Origin of the sequence: uncultured Gimesia sp. (genome assembly GCF_963976445.1) — a bacterium.
Taxonomy (GTDB): Bacteria; Planctomycetota; Planctomycetia; order Planctomycetales; family Planctomycetaceae; genus Gimesia.
Genome location: NZ_CAXBKP010000023.1, coordinates 1 through 18,733 on the forward strand (window position 1 = coordinate 1; position 18,733 = coordinate 18,733).

At 50.8% G+C, this 18,733-nt stretch carries 16 protein-coding genes; 12 read left to right on the forward strand and 4 right to left on the reverse strand.

Annotation, left to right across the window (positions count from 1 at the left end; all coding sequences use genetic code 11):
* The coding region (locus AAC022_RS20645) for an FHA domain-containing protein (RefSeq protein ID WP_339733992.1) at nt 1–1,903 on the reverse strand (1,903 nt) is incomplete at its 3' end.
* 359 nt (nt 1,904–2,262) lie between these two features.
* Here AAC022_RS20645 and AAC022_RS20650 point away from each other — a divergent pair.
* The 11 genes from AAC022_RS20650 (at nt 2,263) to AAC022_RS20700 (ending at nt 14,287) form a co-directional block, all read left to right on the forward strand.
* Complete coding sequence (locus AAC022_RS20650; protein ID WP_339733993.1) at nt 2,263–3,471, forward strand: hypothetical protein; 1,209 nt, start codon at nt 2,263–2,265, stop codon at nt 3,469–3,471.
* A complete protein-coding gene (locus AAC022_RS20655) occupies nt 3,468–5,042 on the forward strand; it encodes a hypothetical protein (protein WP_339733994.1) in 1,575 nt (524 codons plus the stop codon). The genes AAC022_RS20650 and AAC022_RS20655 overlap by 4 nt, the downstream gene beginning before the upstream one ends.
* Before the next feature lie 282 nt (nt 5,043–5,324).
* On the forward strand, nt 5,325–6,662 hold the full coding sequence (locus tag AAC022_RS20660) for an MFS transporter (protein WP_339734138.1): 1,338 nt from the start codon (nt 5,325–5,327) through the stop codon (nt 6,660–6,662).
* A gap of 94 nt (nt 6,663–6,756) precedes the next feature.
* A complete protein-coding gene (locus AAC022_RS20665) occupies nt 6,757–7,368 on the forward strand; it encodes a pyridoxamine 5'-phosphate oxidase family protein (RefSeq protein ID WP_339733995.1) in 612 nt (203 codons plus the stop codon).
* A 49-nt stretch (nt 7,369–7,417) separates the two neighbouring features.
* Nucleotides 7,418–8,461 (forward strand): DUF1559 domain-containing protein, encoded by a 1,044-nt coding sequence (locus AAC022_RS20670; protein WP_339733996.1) that lies wholly within the window; start codon nt 7,418–7,420, stop codon nt 8,459–8,461.
* 87 nt (nt 8,462–8,548) lie between these two features.
* On the forward strand, nt 8,549–9,208 hold the full coding sequence (locus tag AAC022_RS20675) for a hypothetical protein (protein ID WP_339733997.1): 660 nt from the start codon (nt 8,549–8,551) through the stop codon (nt 9,206–9,208).
* 45 nt (nt 9,209–9,253) lie between these two features.
* Nucleotides 9,254–10,321: a DUF1559 domain-containing protein gene (locus tag AAC022_RS20680; protein ID WP_339733998.1), complete on the forward strand. Its 1,068-nt coding sequence runs from the start codon at nt 9,254–9,256 to the stop codon at nt 10,319–10,321.
* A 115-nt stretch (nt 10,322–10,436) separates the two neighbouring features.
* Nucleotides 10,437–11,102, forward strand: a complete 666-nt coding sequence (locus tag AAC022_RS20685) for a hypothetical protein (protein WP_339733999.1) — start codon at nt 10,437–10,439, stop codon at nt 11,100–11,102.
* A 313-nt stretch (nt 11,103–11,415) separates the two neighbouring features.
* On the forward strand, nt 11,416–12,384 hold the full coding sequence (locus AAC022_RS20690; RefSeq protein ID WP_339734000.1) for a tetratricopeptide repeat protein: 969 nt from the start codon (nt 11,416–11,418) through the stop codon (nt 12,382–12,384).
* Nucleotides 12,384–13,412: an RluA family pseudouridine synthase gene (locus tag AAC022_RS20695; protein ID WP_339734001.1), complete on the forward strand. Its 1,029-nt coding sequence runs from the start codon at nt 12,384–12,386 to the stop codon at nt 13,410–13,412. The genes AAC022_RS20690 and AAC022_RS20695 overlap by 1 nt, the downstream gene beginning before the upstream one ends.
* 2 nt (nt 13,413–13,414) lie before the next feature.
* On the forward strand, nt 13,415–14,287 hold the full coding sequence (locus AAC022_RS20700; protein WP_339734002.1) for a fumarylacetoacetate hydrolase family protein: 873 nt from the start codon (nt 13,415–13,417) through the stop codon (nt 14,285–14,287).
* A 22-nt stretch (nt 14,288–14,309) separates the two neighbouring features.
* On the opposite strand, the gene AAC022_RS20705 is transcribed toward AAC022_RS20700, so the two are convergent.
* Nucleotides 14,310–15,233 carry a PfkB family carbohydrate kinase gene (locus AAC022_RS20705; protein WP_339734003.1) on the reverse strand — a complete coding sequence of 308 codons (924 nt, stop codon included), beginning with the start codon at nt 15,231–15,233 and terminating at the stop codon, nt 14,310–14,312.
* A 38-nt stretch (nt 15,234–15,271) separates the two neighbouring features.
* A complete protein-coding gene (locus tag AAC022_RS20710; protein WP_339734004.1) occupies nt 15,272–15,748 on the reverse strand; it encodes a GNAT family N-acetyltransferase in 477 nt (158 codons plus the stop codon).
* Between the two features lie 173 nt (nt 15,749–15,921).
* Here AAC022_RS20710 and AAC022_RS20715 point away from each other — a divergent pair, with 173 nt between their 5' ends.
* Entirely contained in the window at nt 15,922–16,665 is a 744-nt protein-coding gene (locus AAC022_RS20715; RefSeq protein ID WP_339734005.1) for a HisA/HisF-related TIM barrel protein, read from the forward strand.
* A gap of 59 nt (nt 16,666–16,724) precedes the next feature.
* Here the strand turns inward: AAC022_RS20715 and AAC022_RS20720 are convergent, their stop codons facing one another.
* Nucleotides 16,725–18,638, reverse strand: coding sequence for a redoxin domain-containing protein (locus tag AAC022_RS20720; protein WP_339734006.1), 1,914 nt, complete (start codon nt 18,636–18,638; stop codon nt 16,725–16,727).
* Nucleotides 18,639–18,733: the final 95 nt, after the last annotated feature.

The window sequence follows — 18,733 nt, forward strand, 5'->3', positions numbered from 1 at the left end:
CGCGAAGTGATTCGAGTTGCTCCGATTGTTCTGCCAGTGCTTGTTCGCGCTCCGCCAGTTTCTGTTTCTGCAGATCCAATTCTGACTGATACTGTTCCAGGCCGGTCTGCTGCTCAGCGAGTTGCTCGCGTTCTGCTTCGAGTTCCGCGAGCGCTTTCTCAGACTGTTCGTTTTCAGTGGCCTTTGATGCCTGTTCTGATTCCAGCGTGGATTTCTGTTCGTTGAGTTCTTCGCGAAGTGATTCGAGTTGCTCCGATTGTTCTGCCAGTGCTTGTTCGCGCTCCGCGAGCTCCTGTTTCTGCAGATCCAGTTCTGACTGATACTGTTCCAGCCCCGTTTGCTGCGCGGCGATCGCATTCGTTTGAGATTCTAACGCCGTCTGATCCTCTTCCAGACTGGTTCGTGCGTTTTCCCACTCCAGTTTTTCTTTTTCAAAGTGCGTACGCTGTTCTTCAAGTTGACTCATCTGGAGTGTATACGCTTCGCGCTCTGCTTCCAGTTCGGTTGATTTGGCATCGAGTTCCGACTGCAGTTGATTCAGGGTTGTCTGCTGATCGGTGAGCGTGTTTTGTCGCTCTGAGATTTGCGATTCCAGTTCCTGCAACGTGGAGTTCTTTTGCTCGAACTCCTCACGTATCGCTTGCGCTTCCTGTTGCTGACAATTTAACGTTTCAGTCTGGTTTTGCAGTAGTGTTTGTTGCTCGGCCAGTTCATGGCGAGTTGCTTCCAGTTGCGACAGTTCTTCCTGCAGTTGTACTTTTTGTTGTTCCAGTTCCTGTTGTAGCTCGGTCTGATCAACGCTGGCCAGTTGCTGTTCTTCCAGAGTTTGCTTTTGTTCGGACAGTACCGTCGCCTGTTCCTGAAGTGAACTCTGCTGAGTTTCGAGGTCTTCTGCCCAGGACTCCAGACGAGTGCGCTCTTCGGTCAGCTCCTGTTCGAAAGACTGGAATGACTGTTCTACTTCAGATATCGCGTTTAGCTGTTGCTGATGTGCCGTGTTCGATTCTTCCAGAAAGGCTCGCTCAGTTTCCAGTTCTAACTGCGCACTGGCTTGGTTTGTTTCAAGGTCCAGCCAGGCATGGGATAGTTCCCGCTGCTGTTCTGTCAGCTCCCCTTGCAGAGACTGTTCCAGATGTTGCAGTTGGTGTCTCTGCGCATTGACCTGATGCTGTCGTGAAAGTAGTTGTGCCTGTTCCTGTGAAACTTCCTGCTGCAACAGATCTAACTGCTTCAGTTTTTGATCCAGCTCCAGAATCGACTCGTCAAAGGATGGTTGTAAATTGTGAGCTGCTTGAATATTGACTGGCTCACGGTCAGCTCCCGCTGGCAACTCCGGTTCAAGTGAAAAACGTTGATGCAGTTGGTGCAGTTCCGTTTCCTGTAACTCCATCTCCCGTTGCAGTTGAACCTGTTCCGATTCGATCTTCTGCAGTAACTTGTGACGTTCTGCCAGCATTTGTTGAACTTTGGCGACCGCTTGCAGTTCTTCCGGTATTTCAATCCGGGCACCTGATGCAGGATCATTTTCGAAACGCGTTGGTTCCGATTCCGGTTTCGCTGCCACGGTCACTTCGGTAATGGTCTCCACCAGAAAACCGACAGGACCCACAAAGAACTTCATGCCGGCTGTGAGTGTGATCTGGCGAATTGGCCGATCATTCACCCAGACGCGCGGATCGATGGCCTGCAAGGTCACTTCATCAGTTCCAACATGAATGCTGCAATGCTTTTCCGCGATACCTGGAACTTCAATCCGTATCGAAGACTCTGCCGAGGACCCGATCTGGTAGTCGCCGCTCGTTAATTCGACGGCTGCCATCTGATGTGTGAGAGGCAGAAGCGAGACCTGAAGCGCGTGTGGATTTTGTGTGACCTGTGAATGTGGGGATGAAATGGTAGACATCCTGATGCTCCAAAAAACCGCTCTTAACGAATTTGAAATCTGTGGAAATGCATCCTTGCCAACCACTGTGTGTGCGATATCCAAGTGGATGATTCTAAAAAGAAACATACTATTTATACTGGCATATACCTTGGAAAACAGAGTCGGTCAAACTTTTGGGGCTGTCCAGGGGGAGGGATTACTCTTAAATAGAAAGTTTTGGTGACTGGGCCGGAAAGTAGCGATTGTAGTGATGAATTGCCTCCTCTTTTTTGACTGATTCGGATGAAATTCAGACAAAATTGTTGCTGAGCGCGGTCTCACCTAACAGAGTCCTATGACATCAGCAGCCGGGATGCCTATAATAAGGAAGGCCCTTTTTGTTCAAAGATGCAGGTCGATTTACCTTCAATGTCAGGCTTACCCAACTCGAACACGGTACTGATTTTATGGCTGACTGGCTGAAAATTCCGTCGAAAAAAAAACGCCGTGAGGAGGATATCCCAGAGCCCTATGAAATCGTGTGCGTCTGCGGAGTGAGTCTGTCTGGTTATCGTCGTAAAACCCCTTCACGGCATCTCTGTCAGCAGTGCGATGAGGCCTATTTCATACTCCCCCGCAATAGTTATCCTGCGCCCAAAGCACGCAAAAAGAAAAAACAGGTTCCCACAAAGCAGGAACTGGTTGAATTGATTCTGAATACGCCGTTCATGGCAAAGTTCCAAGAAAAACGCAAACAGAAACAGGCTGCGCGCCAGGCCGGGGAAGCCGTTGCCACTGCGACCGCAAAACCTAAAGTCTCACGCTTCGAGTTACCGGCGCCACGTACAAAACTGATCACTCCATTCAGAGGCATTCTGGCGGGCATCATGCTGATTGTGGGGCTCACAGCTTACGGAATACTCCACAGCCGCAATTTGGAGCAGGCGTCAGAAACTCTCAAAATAGCCACCGCGACAGGTGAAGACCTGCTCAAGCAGGGAGACTTGCCAGCCGCAAACACGGCTTATCAGGAAGCCTTTCACGCGCTCGAGGTGCTGGGACGCACTGATCAGAGTGCGAATGAGATACGCCAGACCTCGCGCGAATTACAGGCGATCAACTTGCAAGCCGTCTCACCGTTGTTTGAGCTTGCCGATGAAGCGGTGACCAAGATCAAACAAAGTGATGAGCAAAGCTGGAACTCGCTGTTTGATTTGCGATATGCAGGGTCTTGGATGATTTTTGAAGCATCCCTGCTACCGCTCCCCCCTGATCCCGAAACCGAAGAACCCCGCTTTCGATTGAATTTACCGGTGCTGCTAGACGAATATACGTTGTATCTGGAATTGACGTCTCCGTCATTCCTTGAGTATCTCGAGCAGCATCCCGGGCAGCCCCTCATTTTTGCAGCTCAGATTGCGACATTTCAACAGGCTGCTAGCCAATCTGATACAGGCATCATTGAACTCGATGGGAAAACGGCATTTTTATGGTCACACCTGGATTTGTATGAGCAACTGGGAATTCAGTTCGATGAGTTTCACAATCGTAATCAAATTGAAGGCGTTCTCAATCAACAAACCCAATTCCTGGGGCTGTCGAAATGATAATACAGACTCGTAATCGATGCTTCCTCTGCTTGCTGCTCGCTCTGATTTTGTTCCAGGGCACTGCTTTTTCCGCTGATCGCAGTATTCAAAACTTTGTCAGCCAGCGCGATCAATGGAAGAGATTTCTTGGCGTCTCGCAGACCTTAGAGGGACGCCTTTCAACATTCAATTCCAAATCACTGCGGTTTCGCAATTGTCCGATCCCGTTTTATTTTGCAGGTCCGATTCCCAAACTGGACACGAGTTACAAAAATGTAGAAGTCACAGGCGAGCTGGCGCGGGAAAACGGTCGGATCATATTCAAAATGCAGTCCCTGAAAAAAATGCCGACCGATGTCGAACATTTCGTGATCGAGGAAACCAAAATCGACCGGACCAAAGCCAGGGAATGGTATGCCCTGGCGGACTGGGGCACAAAGCGGGCTGCGTTCTACAGTGATACAGAACTGACTCAGAAAGCGCTCGCCGCATATCAGAATGGGATTGATCTCGAATATCGTCAACTACTGGTCAAACAACCGGAGTCCCTTTTGAAACTGGCCGATCGCGCGTTGGAATATCAACTTGATCCACTGCTTTCGAATGCCTTCAAGCATGAAGCTTTGGTTCTCCAGTGGCAGTTATTAAAGAAACAGCAAAAGCCGGACCAGGGGCCGTTGATCACGCGGCTGCTCAAATTATTCCCATCAGCCCAAACACCGCAAAAGCTGGATGTACCGGCTGAACGCAAGCAGTATCTGGAACGTCAGACAGAGGTATTTAATCAAGCCGATCAGAAGAAACGGGAGCGGCTGGTTCGCTGGTTTTATTCGCAGATACTATTGGAAGGCATCCTGAAGAATCTGTCCGAAGGCGGCAGCAACGGTTTTGAAATTGCGGCGCGTATTGAAAAGCAACTGCCGGAACGCACGGATCTGGTCAAACAGTATCAGACCATGCAGTTGGATTTTGATTTCCATCGGGTTGGCGAGCTGCCCCGTCAGTACGTACTGGATCTGTCGCAGGAATATCAGAAGCGGGATAATCCCAAAAAATCGAAACAAACGTTAGTGAACTGGTTCGAACAGCGCCGGAAAAAACTGGACGCCGGTGACGCAGACGGCCGCGTGCGGCTGGCCCGTGACCTGGTTGAACTGGCAAGTGACAAACAGGCCGCGACGAAACTGTTGTTAGAGGCCTGGAAGTTGAATCCCAAGTCTACGGACGCAGCCACCTTGCTGGGGCGGCTCGGGTTTATGCTGCAGAAAGACCAATGGCTCAATCCGGAAGAAGTCAAAGAATTCCGTGACGATCCGATTCGCAAAGCCATTCGCAACGGTACCGTCATCGCGGGCATGAACCGCAATCAGGTCAAAAAAGTGTTGGGCGCGCCCACACAAATTGGTCGCAGTATTTCCGGGGGGGCGATCAATGAAATATGGATTTACGGCGAAGCCAGCAATCAGAGCCTGATTATTCAACTGGCCCGTAAGCAAGGCGGAGACAATTTCAAAGTCATCCGCATCAAAAATGCACAGCGCGCTCTATCTCCACTCAAAGCAGAAGCTGCAAATGAGTCGATCGAATAAAGGGCAGGGAACGGGCTAATCGGATATCCCGGTGAACGAAATTTCTGAATGAAATTCGATTCATATTCGGGGGTTTGGCTCAATCAACATTGTCAGAAATCCGGCCAGTCACTATGGTTTAGCAGCGCGTGATTCAGCTGTTCCAGCCGTGTGTGTATTCCCGTCTGCCGAAGTCGTTTGGTTCTTTAATGGGACGCCTTTCCGGAGCGAATACCAGCTTGATTTCAGTTGTGAAGCACGGCCAATATTGCCCCTCGACAAGGACTGTATGCGGTGACGGAAATGGAATTGACGCCCAGTAAAGAGCTCCCACCTCTGTATCATGACTCCTCCTTCTGGGGCATGACGGTCACCCAGTTCTGGGGCGCCTTTAACGATAATCTTTTTAAGCAGCTCGTGTTATTGTTCTGCGCGCAACAGGCGTTACAGGCACAATCCAGTGATCAGCAGGGGATCGCTCTGGCAGTCTTTGCACTGCCGTTCGTCTTCTTTTCCGGACTGGCAGGCTGGTATGCCGACCGCCACTCCAAACGCACGATTGTCATCGCCTGCAAAATCGCGGAAATCGTGATTGCCCTGTTGGCGATGGCTGCATTCTTTACCGGAAATTTACTGCCGCTCTTGGTCGTCCTCGGTTTGCTCAGTACGCAAAGTGCCATGTTTGGGCCTGCCAAATATGGGATTCTTCCGGAGATGCTTCGCGATGATGATTTACCGCAAGCCAACGGCATCATTCAAATGACGACCTTTCTGGCGATTATTTTCGGAATGGCTTCCGCCGGTTTTGTGAAACAGGCCTTTCCGGGAGAACTCTGGAAGACGAGCTATTTCTGTATCGCGATCGCCATCATAGGTACGATCTCCTCGTTCTGGGTTCGCAGAACGCCGGTCGCGCATCCCGGCCTTCCGTTCCGCTGGTCGACGCTGGGTATCAGCGCGGAAACGCGAACTCTGCTAAAGCAGGATGGTCGACTATTATCGGTGTTGTTGATCTCGTCTGTCTTCTGGTTCGTGGGAGGCATCATTCAGCCGCTGGTGAATATTTTTGGTATCGGTCAACTGCACCTCAGCGTCAGCCGTACCAGCCTGATGGCGGCTTGTATGGGCGTGGGGATTTCGGTCGGTTGTGTGATGGCGGGCCGCGTTTCCCATAAACGGGTGAATTTCAAACTCGTCACCATCGGTGCCTGGGGCATCGTATTTTGTCTGATCATGATGTCGGGTATCGGCTGGTGGGGACCTTCTGACGGCTTGGAAACGCTCAAAGAAGCCGACACCTCTTTATGGAATTCGTTCATCCCCCAAAATGCAGCCGAATGGATGGCCCGTTCAGTGCTCACACTGCTCGGCTTCTTCGCCGGCCTGTTCGTCGTGCCACTACAGGTGGAACTGCAAACCCGGCCTCCCAAATCGCAAAAAGGCCGCATGATTGGCACCATGAATCTGGTGAACTGGATCGGCATCGTCCTCTCGGCCCTGTGCTTTCAGATTTTTACCACAGTCTGCACGAAGCTGCATTGGCCGATGAGCCATGTTTTTCTGGTGCTTGCTCTGGTAATGTTGCCCATCGCACTGTTATATCACCCCAAAGATGAAGTATTAACCCATGAGAGCCCCTGAACTTTCAAACTTCTGCTTGACCATCGCCTGAGATCAAGCAGAATGAAGAGAGAACAACTATTACCGTGGAATCAAGAATCCGAACAGGGCTCCGATGACCAGACAATTTGAATTCAATCCCGCCAAAGTCAGTACGATTCTGGATGAGACCTGGCAGCACTTGACATCTGCCATCGAAACGGAGACCCATCCCTGGCGGCTGGGGCAACTGGCAACCGCAGCGGAAGGGCGGCCCCGCGTGCGTACTGTGGTGCTGCGGGACGTACAGCCGGAATCGCGGGAACTCATTTGTTATACCGACCGGCGGTCCGATAAGGTGAGCGAATTGGAAGAGTCCCCCTGGATCGAATGGGTGACCTACGATCCGATCACACGGGTGCAGATTCGTTTGCGGGGCAGTGCGACAATTCATAGTGATGCTGCACGAGCCGCACAACACTGGCAGGACAGCAGCCCCGAGCATCGCCGAGGGTATATCACGGTTTCCGCGCCAGGCACGAAAGTCGACAGCGCCGTTTCCAATCTGCCCGATTATCTGTTTGACCGTCTACCCAACGATGAAGAAGCCCAACTGGGTTTTGAAAACTTCGCGGTCATTGTTTGTCGCATCGAACATCTCGACTGGCTGCAACTCCGCCGCAACGGCCATCTCGCGGCCCAGTTTCTCTGGACCGACAAGTGGGAAGGCCATTGGAAATACGCATGAAGATGATGTATCTGAAACAAGATCATGCTCAAATGAGAGGCACACTTTGATGTCAGGACAACGTTGGATAGCAATTGGTCTGATGCTCGGATTGGCGTTGCTGGTTTTTGCGTTAGTTTCGCCGGCCGTTTTTCAGTCCAGAGAAGCAGCCCGCCAGACACAATCAAAAGATAATCTGAAGCAGATCGGTCTGGCTGTTCTAAATTATCACGAGGCTGAGGGAAGTCTGCCCCCCGGCGGTATCATCCACGAAGACGAGACCGCCATGCAGGGCTGGATGGTGATGCTACTCCCTTATGTTGATGATATTGCATATAGCTGGCTTGACTTAAACGAATCCTGGCAGAGCCCTCGCAACACGTTCGTGTTTGATTCGGCGATTCCTGTCTATTTAATACCAGGGGGCAATGAGCGTTTTACTGATACTGGTTTTGGGGTGACCCAGTATCTGGCGAACCCGAATCTCTTCTATCGCAATAGCGATGTGACCTTTGGTCAAATGGAAAACGGGACCTCGCATACCTGGATGACGGGAGAAGTGACCGGCCACTATCAGCCGTGGGGTTATCCTTTCAACTGGCGGCCTTTGGGAACGAAATTGTGTGAAGGGCCCAACAGTTATGGACGTTCGAATTGGAACGGCGGGCATCTGCTGTTCGCCGATGGCAGCGTCTCTTTTCTTTCAGATCAAACCGCTCCCGAAATCTTGAAACGCTTTGCCGAGGCACCTCCCGTCGCGACTGAAGCACAGACGGCCGCCCCTGACCGAGTCTTTCAAACGGGGGACTTTCGTTGGGAATGGCAACCCATCGAACTGGAGTCTGATTCAGAGAGCAAACACAAGTATTTTGCCAAAACGCTGGAAAACAAGAAACAAAAACTACTGGTTATTCAAGTGTTTTTCGCTCCGAAAGGAGCAGGGAGACGGAAGAAAGAGGGGCCTGCTCCGCAGCTTCTCTTACGCATCGACTCCACCACAGACATCGCCCAGGAGTTAGAGGAATCTTCAATGTCCGAGGATGCTACGCCCGCGCAGTTGGCAGCGAATGTGAAAACGCTGCAGAAACTGCAGCAGAAAATGGAATCAAACTAAAAGAAGAGAACCTGCTTCGCCTGGAGAATTCAGTATCTTGCGTAAGTTCAATCTTGCAAATCCGACATCAGCAGAATGACAATCTGAATGAACGCGAATCAAACCGAAGCGAATCTCGATCCTCGCGAGAAGAATGAGAAAAGTCGCTCCTTAAAACAGGTCAGATTGGGAGTGGCAATTGAATTTACTGGTTTTGTACTCATTCTGCTTTCCATCATAGCCGGACCGGTGATTGCTATCGGCAAGCTTCCCCCGACGGTGCACTTAGTCTTCCGTTTTGTAAGCCTGTTTGGCGCGATATTGATGGTGTTGGGGCCTCTCATTTGTCTGGCAGTTCCTGAAGAATCTGGAGCCAGAAAGATATTGAAGGCTTCGATTGGGTGCAAGGTCGTTAATGTCGCCGCCTTTATAATCGGCTACTTTTATGCGAAATCATTTGGTGACGTATTTCAATTTATTCTGAGCATTTTCAGCATTTTGGGATTCATTTTCTTTATCTCGTTCATGGCTAAAATGGCACTTTATATACAATCTCGGAAGCTGCAAACAGAAGCCCATGGATATTTTGCATTAACAGTCTGTCTGTTGATTGGGTATATTTTTATTATGATCGGTGCGTTTTTCGGAATCATGATTGGCGCAATTCTGGTCCCTATCGTTGCGCTTTGGATGGCGATCATTTATATCAAACTACTCGCCAAATTATGGATTGCTCTGTCTCCAAAAAACGGATTTCAAACCAGGTGACTGAGACTACGATTGGGGAGTCCTACAGCGGGAGGAACTGACAGCATGGCCAAGCAGCGTCGATCAGGTCTGACCTGGGTAGAACTGTGCGTTTTATTAGGCATCATTACCCTGACAATTGCCTTGCTCCTGCCTGCCGTTCAGAAATCTCGAGAACAAGCCCGCAAGTCGAGTTCGAAAAATAATCTGAAGCAGTTTGGGCTGGCACTTCATAATTATCACGATTTACATCGGTGCTTCCCACCGGGGGGGACCATTCGCGAAGACGATGTGGCCATGCATGGTTGGGTGATGCTGATCATGCCTTTTCTCGACCAAAATAATCTTTCCAGTAAGATTGATTATAATGAGCCTTGGGATAGTCCGCATAATTTAACAGTGTACGAAATCCTTCCTTACGCGTACCAGATTCCTGGAGTCGACATACATGTTACCAGCACCGGTTATGGACTGACGCATTATCTGGGAAATCCCAACCTGCTGCATCGCAATAGTAATGTCACCTTTGACAAGATGAAAAACGGCGATGCGAATACCTGGCTGATTGGTGAAGTAGCGGGCAATTATCAGCCGTGGGGATATCCTTTCAACTGGCGTCCGCTGGGATCAAAACTGTGTGACGTGCCAGCGAGTTTCGGGCATCCTCCCTGGGACGGTGGTCATCTGCTGTTTGCGGATGGTCGTGTTTCGTTTTTTTCGGATGCCACCGCTCCCGAAATTCTAAGACTCTTGGCTAACACGTTTCCGATTGCGACAAAAGAGCAGATAGCCGTTCCTGATCACATATTTCAAACTGGCGATTTTGATTGGGAAAGAATGGACCTGAAATCCAACCCCCAGGATCAAAATAAATATCAGGCAAGAGTCCTGTGTAATTCAGCGGGGATACCATTACTGATCAATGTCTATTCTGCAGCGAACCGTTCCCCGGAAGAATTAGCTCAATCAAAAGGTGGCCATGATGTGTTTCATTTATTAATACGCATCGATTCGTCTACCGACATCGCATCGGCTCTCAAAGCCACGTCACTTGCAGATGCGACGAGCCCCGCGCAGTTTGAGGCGAATGTGAAACTGCTGGAATCTTTTCAAAGACAATTACTTGAAAAATAATGGTTTCGTTTTGCTGACAGCCAAAAACTTGTGTCTGGTGCTGCGTTTGCTAAGATGTTTCACTGTCAAATAGGAAAAGCCAGTTTTATTGAGTGAAGTCAGCGATCAGGGAAGCATGAATAACGAATCAGAGGCAGCCTCGAATCCAGATCCAACTTCGGGTGCGCAGTGGATTCAGGAACCATCGATATCACTAAAACGGATCAGGCAGGGATTTAATCTGTTCATTTATGGCGGCATTCTTGTTTTCCTGGCGGCGGTGGGGGTACTGTATTTTGAATTCAGCACAAAAATGCTGTCCGTAGTCGAGCAGGTCCTGCCTGTCACATCGCTGATGGGACATCTGATCATATTGGCAGGCGCACTGTTATTTTTCGCAGTGCCGCATGAAGTCAATTCCCGCGGTGTACTCATCGGGGCGGCAGTCGGCTTTTTCGCCAAAATCATTTTTTCAGGAACCGTCTTTTGGGGGCCTGGATTTCTAGGGCTTCCATTGGCACTGAGTCTGAAACTGGCAGGGTATGTTGGTTTGATTCTGTTTGCTCTGTTTCTGAGAAAACTGTTGTTATATATCAATCGCCCTGATCAGCTATTCAAAGTGTACGGCCTGTTGGTATTGACCGTTCTGTTTCTGTTGGGATCCTGGTGCATCGAGCTGGTGGTGGATCTTGGATTGATCAAAGTCTCTTTGATCCACATTTACTCGGTGATGCTGGTGGGATTCTTCATGTATCCCTGTTTTGTTTATAGCCTCAAAAAAGCATTTGTCCTGGTGGATTAAGCAAACTCGTTGTTCACGTGGCACAGGAGCTTCACTGCAGGCAGATCTGAAATGCTCCCATTCACCTTAGAATCTCGCCGGAGCACTCCTCTCGAGTCAGGGAATGTCTGATCAGTCCGTTTTTATGCTGATTTGGCCTGAATTTAGTCTTCGGGAATCGAAAATCTGAATTTCTTTACACTGAAACCGGCCAGAGCCGGGGGATCAGCTTGACGCATAAATTCAGGGGCAATATACTCGCGCGATGGACTTATTTATCTCGTTGTGAGAGAATGAGTTTCGGACGATTTCATATTTACTGCGAGAGACTCTCATGAAGAGCGAACATAGACACGATCTGCAAACCAACGACTTGAGTAAATTGATGGTTCAGGCAGAACCATTTATGGAAAAATACGGCGTGAAAGCGGTCGTTGCAGCCGGCGTCATTTTTGTTGTGGTGATCGGCTATTTTTCCTGGTCTTCCAGTCGAAGCGACCAGGATGCAGAGGGCTGGACCCTTTTAGCCGCCTGTACCTCCACGGCCGATTTTGAAACCGTCGCCGAAGATTATTCCGGCACCAAAGTCGCACAATGGGCGTTGGTCCACGCGGCGGAAAGCCATCTGCAATCCGGCATTCGCAATTCGTTTACTGATCGCAGTGCCGGTGATCGCGATCTCACAGATGCCAAAGAACAATTCCAGCAACTGCTCGATTCCTCCAGCACCTTGCCGGAAATTCGTGAACGTGCCCTGTTTGGAATGGCACGCACGGAAGAATCCGTGTCGGACGGTGATTTGAAAAATGCAATTGAACTCTATCAAAAATTGATTCAGGAATACCCGGAATCCATCTTCCGCAAATTGGCCGAGCAACGTGTGAAACCGGTGGAAGGAGAAAAAGTCGCTGTTCTGGATCAGGAAGCAACGAAGAAATTTTACAAATGGTTCCATGCTCAGACTCCTAAACCCGGTGATCGACAGCAGCCAGGGTTCAATCTGCCTATGCCCGGTGGTGCTGCACCTGGCGGCGCACCAACTGGTTCAACTGAAACACCCAGACTTCCAGCACTTCCCGGTCTCCCAAGCCTGCCAGGGCTTCCCGCGCCTGTAACGTCTTCTCCTCAGCCCACAGAAAAGAAGACCGAAGATAAGAAACCAGACGACGCCAAGCCAGCGGCACCAGCGAAAGCAGATTCGAAACCTGCTGAAAAGCCGGCTGCTCCAGAAGCATCTGCTAAAAAAGCGGATACTCCCGCTGAGAAACCAAAGTCGGAACCAGCGACCGAAAAGAAACCATAATGTCTGACGAACTTTCGTCACCACCTCCAGAGCTCTCCAGTGAACCGATTGAAATTACGGTCGAGGCACGCGCTCACGGCTGGCGGCTCGACCATTATTTGTGTCGCCTGTATCCCAATTATACGCGCGTGCTGTTCCAGAAAGCGATTAAGCAGGAAGCAGTACTGGTCAACGGTTTGGCCGCAAAAGCGGCGCGGCGGATGCGTGTGAATGATCGCGTTTCTGTTCGCTTGCCCGAAATGCCGGACAATCGGCTGCCGCCGGAAGATATTCCGATCGACATCGTTTATGAAGATGACTGGATTGCCATCATCAATAAACCGTCCGATATGATTGTCCATCCGGGAAAAGGAAATTATGCGGGCACACTGGCGGGCGCGCTGCAGCACCACTTCGATCAATTAAGTGATGTCGCCGGTCAATATCGTCCGGGCATTGTGCATCGGCTCGATCGAAATACGAGCGGCATCATGGTCGTTGCCAAGGATAATCAGGTGCATGCGAAATTGAGCGCCCAGTTTGAGAAACGGGAAGTTCAAAAAGAGTACCGGGCGATTGTCTGGGGCCGTATGGAGTTTGATAGCGACTACCTCGATACATTTATGTGTGTGCATCCTCGTGCGCGGGAAAAGATGATTGTCTGTGACGAGGGGGGCAATGCCCGCAACGCGTTTACGTTTTACGAAGTGATCGAGCGCTATAAAGCGTTCACGTACGTGCGACTCAAGCCGCGTACCGGGCGGACGCACCAGTTGCGCGTTCACATGCAACATATCCGTCATCCCATTGTAACTGATCGTGTCTATGGGGGCCGGATCGCATTGAAAATGACAGACGTGAGCGGCGAGGCAGAAACGGCTGAGGCAGAGCAGGAGACCGATATATTAATCGAGCGTCAAGCACTTCATGCATATTGTTTGGAATTTAATCATCCGCAGAGTGGAAAACCGATGAAATTTGAGGCACCATTACCGGAAGACATGCAAAGGACACTTGCCGCGTTAGACAAATATCAGAAGGAAGACTGAAGATGAAGCTCGCTAAAGTTTTGTTGTCAAATGGAGAACGTCATGTCGCCATCGTGGAAGAAAATGGCGTTCAGCTTCTGGATTTATCTCAGGTCGATAACTGTCATCGTTTATCAGATATCTTGTTTGCCCCCGATCCCATCGGCCTTGCAAAATTTCTGATTGATACCGAACTGCCTCCGGTTCCTTTTAGCCAGCTGGAGTTTCTGGCACCCATCGATCATCAGGAAGTCTGGGCCGCCGGCGTGACGTACAAACGCAGTCAGGTTGCCCGGATGGAAGAATCCGAGGCAGCTGCCTCTCACTACGATCAGGTTTATACGGCAGATCGACCGGAGTTGTTTTTTAAAGCGACACCGAACCGGGTCTGCGGTCCGAATCAACCAGTCCGAGTCCGCTATGACAGCCAATGGTCAGTGCCGGAACCAGAACTCGCTCTGATCGTTTCTCCAGATTTACGACTTGTGGGCTACACTGTTGGAAATGATATGTCGGCCCGCGACATCGAAGGCGAAAACCCGCTGTACCTGCCTCAGGCAAAATTCTACAAGGAGTGCTGTGGCCTGGGACCCTGTATTCTACTGCATGAGAAACCGCTGGAACGGGAAGCGACGAAAATTACTCTGACGATTGAACGTAGAGGCGAAGAAGTCTTCCAAGGCGAGACATCGATCGCAGAGATGGCCCGCGAGTTGGAAGATCTGATTAGCTGGTTAGGGAAAGAAAACGAATTCCCCAGCGGTGCGATTCTATTAACGGGAACCGGCATTGTGCCCCCCGATGAATTCACGCTCGAAAACAGCGACATTGTATCGATCGAAATCAGCGGGATTGGCACCCTGATCAATCCGATTGTGAAAGACGCCGCTCCTTAGTCTGAGTTTCGGTTTGATCCGATCAGAGCGAATCGACTTCAATAGCAGGTGCTCTGGTTTGCAGAACTACTTCGATTTCCGCCAGCGTGGGAAGTGCGCCCCGATTTCCCAGTCGCTCGCATTTTAGAGCCGCCGTCACACAGGCGAATTGTAAGACCCGTTCCAGAGGCCACTCTTCCAGAATGCCATAGAGCAACGCGCCGCTGAAGATGTCGCCCGCGCCCGTCGTATCGAGCGAGAGCACAGGCAGTGCCGCACAATGCAGGCAGCCTGCTTCCGTAAAGAGCCATGCGCCGCGTGTGCCATCGGTAATCGTAACGATCTCGGGGCCTTGTGCCAGTAATGCTTTACCGGCCGCATGAACGTCATTTGTTTGCAGATATTCCGTGATGAAGCGACGCGGGCAATTCATCACGTTCAGATAGGGAATCAATTCGGGCATGCCTGGTTTCAGTGATCCTGTATCCAGAGAAATGAGCGCGCCGGCCTGCCGCGCCAGTCGGGCTGCCTGCAGACTGGTTTCTGAAGGCCAGCCATCCAGGTGCACGGCTCTGGTCTGTTGGAACAGTGCTGAGTCCAACTCTGTCGGCGGCAGCCAATTTTGTGGTCGATAGCAGGCAATCGTGCGGGTTCCCGCCTGTTCGTCAATCCAGACCTGCGCATAACCGGAGCGGGTTCCCGGCAGCATGCGGCTGGCAGAGAGGTCCAGATCTTCCGCAGCGAGATCTTCTGCGATCAACGGGCCATATTGATCATCGCCCCAACTGCCGATGAAGGCACATTGTTTACCGAATCGACTGAGTAGAACCTGCGCGGTGGGAACCGGACCACCGACCTGATATGCGTCGCTGATAATATTTGTTTTCGTATCCTGATCCGGGTGTTGTGCTAACACGACCAGATGATCCACTACGACTAAACCGACGCCGACAACATCATACTTCATAAACGGACTACTTTATTTTTTGAGTACTCACTGAACTGTTACAGTTTCTTTTCCCAGAAGAGGGCCTGCCCCATTTCGGGGTCCAGTTCATAACCGGCGAATCCGAATTTCGTGTAAGCGGCTTGGGCACGCTTGTTGCCTTCCAGAACTTCCAGAGTGAGTTTACAACATCCGCGTGCTTTGGCAATGGTCTCAACGTGGTCAAATAACTGCCGGGCGAGACCTTGCCCCCGATATTCCGGTGCGACAAACACATCATGAATGTTGAGTAATGGTTTGCAGGCGAATGTTGAGAAACCTTCAATACAAATCACAAGACCTGCAGGTGTTTCTTTTTCGAATGCCAGCACCACAGCCGCATCAGGCCGTTTCTGCAGAGTGCCTGTCAGATTGTGTTGCACGTCTTCCGGCAATGATTTACCAGCCCCTTCAGGGCTATCGGCATAACTGTTCAGCAGCAAGACGACTGCACTCGCATGCTGTGGATTGGTCAGATCCGCTTCGAAGATTTTCATCTGGTTTTCTTTTCGCGGGGGGATCGGGTAATGTTGTCTGTCGAAATCTTACTTTTTTCGAACTGTTATTTTAATCAGCGATACAGAAATAAGGGAGCCTCTCTTTCAGAAAGAGTGTGGCACGCTTACAAAATGTCGTCTCCTGATTTTACAGGGAATCTTAAAGCACAGCGATGAAAATTATTCCGGTTCTGGACATTCTCAATCAAACAGTGGTACGAGGCGTCGCCGGTCAGCGCGACTTGTATCGACCGATTCAGAGTCGTCTGACGCAGTCGAGTCAGCCTGTGGACATCGCACGCGCTTTACGCGAGGAATTTGAATTGACCGAGTTCTATGTGGCCGACCTGGATGCGATTCTGCATCAAAGACTGAATTTGGAACTGTATCAGAGTCTGCTGGAAGAGGGTTTCACGTTTCTGCTCGATTGTGGTCTGCGGACTGCCGACGATGCGGAGCCGTTGACTTCGCTGGAAGGCGTATCCATTGTCGCCGGTCTGGAAACAATCGAGGGGCCTCAAGAGCTGGGGGCACTAGTACGGCGGTGGGGCGCATCGCAGACGGTGTTCAGTCTCGACTTGAAACAGGGGCAGCCGCTGGTCAGTTCATCATCGGAGAACCCGTTTGCTGCGCTGAATGATCCATTGGAGATTGCAGAGCTAAGTCTGGAGCAGGGGGTGCAACAAATGATTCTACTAGATCTGGCGCAAGTCGGAACGGGAACGGGCACCGGGACGGAAGCACTCTGTCGAACATTACGCAGCCGCCATCCTGCACTGCAGTTGATCACAGGTGGCGGTATCAGTCACACAGATGATCTCATCGCACAGGCAGAACTCAGAGCGGACGGCGTCCTGGTCGCGTCTGCGTTGCACGATGGACGTATCGGGAGAGAGGCGGTTCTCTCCCTGTCCTGAGTGATGACTCGTCATGTGTTCGTTGACGAAAGCGAATTCCCAGACAACCTGGAAACAGGTTATTTCAACAGATCGGGGAGTGCTTTTTTCAGATCGGATACGGTTGCACTGCGATTGACTACCTTGCCCGATTTATCGATGAGGAACATGGTCGGCAGTGAGATCACACCGAAGTCACGTGCCGGGGCACTTTCCAGACCACCCTCTTCGTGAATATGGGCCCAGGGAACGCTGTGTTGTTTGACGTAAGCTTTTGCCAGATCGGGAGTCGCATCAAGGTTGATTCCCAGTACGTCAAAACCCTGGCTGTGATATTTACTGTAAAGCTCTTGGATTTGTGGCAGGTCTTCCGTGCAGGGTTTGCACCAGCTGGACCAGAAGATGACCAGCAATGCTTTGCCACGGTACTGCTTGGCATCGATGTTGCCGCCAGCCAATGAGGATCCCGTTAGCTCGAGTTCCTTGCCCGCCAGATTCATCCGTCGCAACGCGCCAGCACCACGGGTTCCTGCTTCTGAGCTGGCGTGGTTTTCGATCAGTTTAGTATACCATTTTTTGGATTCCGCCACTTTCCCGCTGAATTCCTGAGTCACCGCCAACTGTAGCATGGCTTCGGCGGAATCATCTGAGTTGGGGTACTTCGTGATGAAGTCTTCCAGCTGCGTCAGCCACCAGGTCTGCACATCGCGGAGTTTATCACTTTGAGTTGACTGTAACTGCGAACTGTAATCTGCCAGTAGAGTGCGATAGGTAACATAAGCGACCAGATCCTGATCCTGTGAGCTCTTCTGCACCTGATCCCGAATTTTCTGCAGCTGTTTTAATCCGTCCTGGTATCCGACGGTCTGGACGGCGGCTGCCAGTCCATCGACCATCTGCCGTGTCCACTGTGCCCGTTCATCTTCATTTTTCGAAGAGGAAATCAGTTTTTCAATAATCACGACGCGGTCAGTGTTGTATTTGGAAATTGCCTGAGGACCTTTGTCCGGCGTCGGGCTGTTCTGATCAAGTTTCTGAAGATCATCCAGTAAGCTCTGCATCTCTTTCGAGAGTCCCACCGTTGAGTTGGTTGGCAAACTGGCATTCCCGGCGACCGGCTGCATCAGGATTCCTCCTTCGGTGACCTGCATCGATTCGCCTTCAATGGGCAGCGGAACTTGAGTCAGTCGCCAGACATTGCCAATGCGAATCAGTTCGCCAAATTGAATCAGGCCGCTTTTTCCTTTGGTATCGATGATGGCCATCACATTTTCGAAGACGTGCAAATCCTTGTCGGTTTTAATACTATCCGCAGGAATCAGGCCGGGCATGGAACCGTCAAAGCGAACCCAGACCGTGTCGGGGGTGATCATTTTGGTTTTGGAAAGCATGGCAGGGATTTCCTGCGGGGCTGCCTTGGCCGATTCGCGAATCTTGTCTGCAAAGGGATTCTTGATGCCAGAGTCTGCCAGTTCCTCTTCTGAGATCAACAGCGACTGAAACAGCTTGGTGTTGTTGCTGGCGAGAGCGGCGATCGCGACTCGCGTGACTTCCTCGGCGGAGATCATTTTCCATTCATCAATCACGCCATCTTCGTCACTATCGATGCCCCAGCGAGTTCCTGCCAGATTCATCCAGCGTGAGCCATCGACTTTATTATTAAAGTTGGCATCGATATCGCGATAGACTTCCAATCCGCGATTGAAATACCGCCATTGATCAACGACGTTATCGCCATTGGTATCCACGAAGCGTCTCAAGACCTGACCGTTCGGGCCATACACAATCCAGCCCGAGCTGTTTTTGTTCTGCTCGACTTCGACCTTGCAGCGGCCGTATTCCGACTTTTCCGGAATTTCGATTTCGACGTCTTTCTGGATTGGCTTGAACGTCAACGCCAATTCGACAGACGGGGCATCAGCCGCCGGTAACGAGCGGGAGAACAAAATGAGGGAAGCGAATACAGTTAAAAACGAGATTCGACCAATAGACATAATCACGGGACTCCGATTCCGCTGGCGCGCATACTTTACAGGACTGACAAACTATAGTATCGGGATTTTAGTAGAAAACCGGTAACTTGGTCACC

Excerpts from the sequence above, each read along its gene's own strand:
- AAC022_RS20710 (WP_339734004.1), bottom strand. The coding sequence starts at position 15,748 with ATGAAAATCTTCGAAGCGGATCTGACCAATCCACAGCATGCGAGTGCA.
- AAC022_RS20695 (WP_339734001.1), top strand. The coding sequence starts at position 12,384 with ATGTCTGACGAACTTTCGTCACCACCTCCAGAGCTCTCCAGTGAACCG.
- AAC022_RS20670 (WP_339733996.1), top strand. The coding sequence starts at position 7,418 with ATGTCAGGACAACGTTGGATAGCAATTGGTCTGATGCTCGGATTGGCG.
- AAC022_RS20705 (WP_339734003.1), bottom strand. The coding sequence starts at position 15,233 with ATGAAGTATGATGTTGTCGGCGTCGGTTTAGTCGTAGTGGATCATCTG.
- AAC022_RS20700 (WP_339734002.1), top strand. The coding sequence starts at position 13,415 with ATGAAGCTCGCTAAAGTTTTGTTGTCAAATGGAGAACGTCATGTCGCC.
- AAC022_RS20690 (WP_339734000.1), top strand. The coding sequence starts at position 11,416 with ATGAAGAGCGAACATAGACACGATCTGCAAACCAACGACTTGAGTAAA.
- AAC022_RS20665 (WP_339733995.1), top strand. The coding sequence starts at position 6,757 with ATGACCAGACAATTTGAATTCAATCCCGCCAAAGTCAGTACGATTCTG.
- AAC022_RS20675 (WP_339733997.1), top strand. The coding sequence starts at position 8,549 with ATGAACGCGAATCAAACCGAAGCGAATCTCGATCCTCGCGAGAAGAAT.
- AAC022_RS20685 (WP_339733999.1), top strand. The coding sequence starts at position 10,437 with ATGAATAACGAATCAGAGGCAGCCTCGAATCCAGATCCAACTTCGGGT.
- AAC022_RS20660 (WP_339734138.1), top strand. The coding sequence starts at position 5,325 with ATGGAATTGACGCCCAGTAAAGAGCTCCCACCTCTGTATCATGACTCC.
- AAC022_RS20720 (WP_339734006.1), bottom strand. The coding sequence starts at position 18,638 with ATGTCTATTGGTCGAATCTCGTTTTTAACTGTATTCGCTTCCCTCATT.
- AAC022_RS20680 (WP_339733998.1), top strand. The coding sequence starts at position 9,254 with ATGGCCAAGCAGCGTCGATCAGGTCTGACCTGGGTAGAACTGTGCGTT.
- AAC022_RS20715 (WP_339734005.1), top strand. The coding sequence starts at position 15,922 with ATGAAAATTATTCCGGTTCTGGACATTCTCAATCAAACAGTGGTACGA.
- AAC022_RS20655 (WP_339733994.1), top strand. The coding sequence starts at position 3,468 with ATGATAATACAGACTCGTAATCGATGCTTCCTCTGCTTGCTGCTCGCT.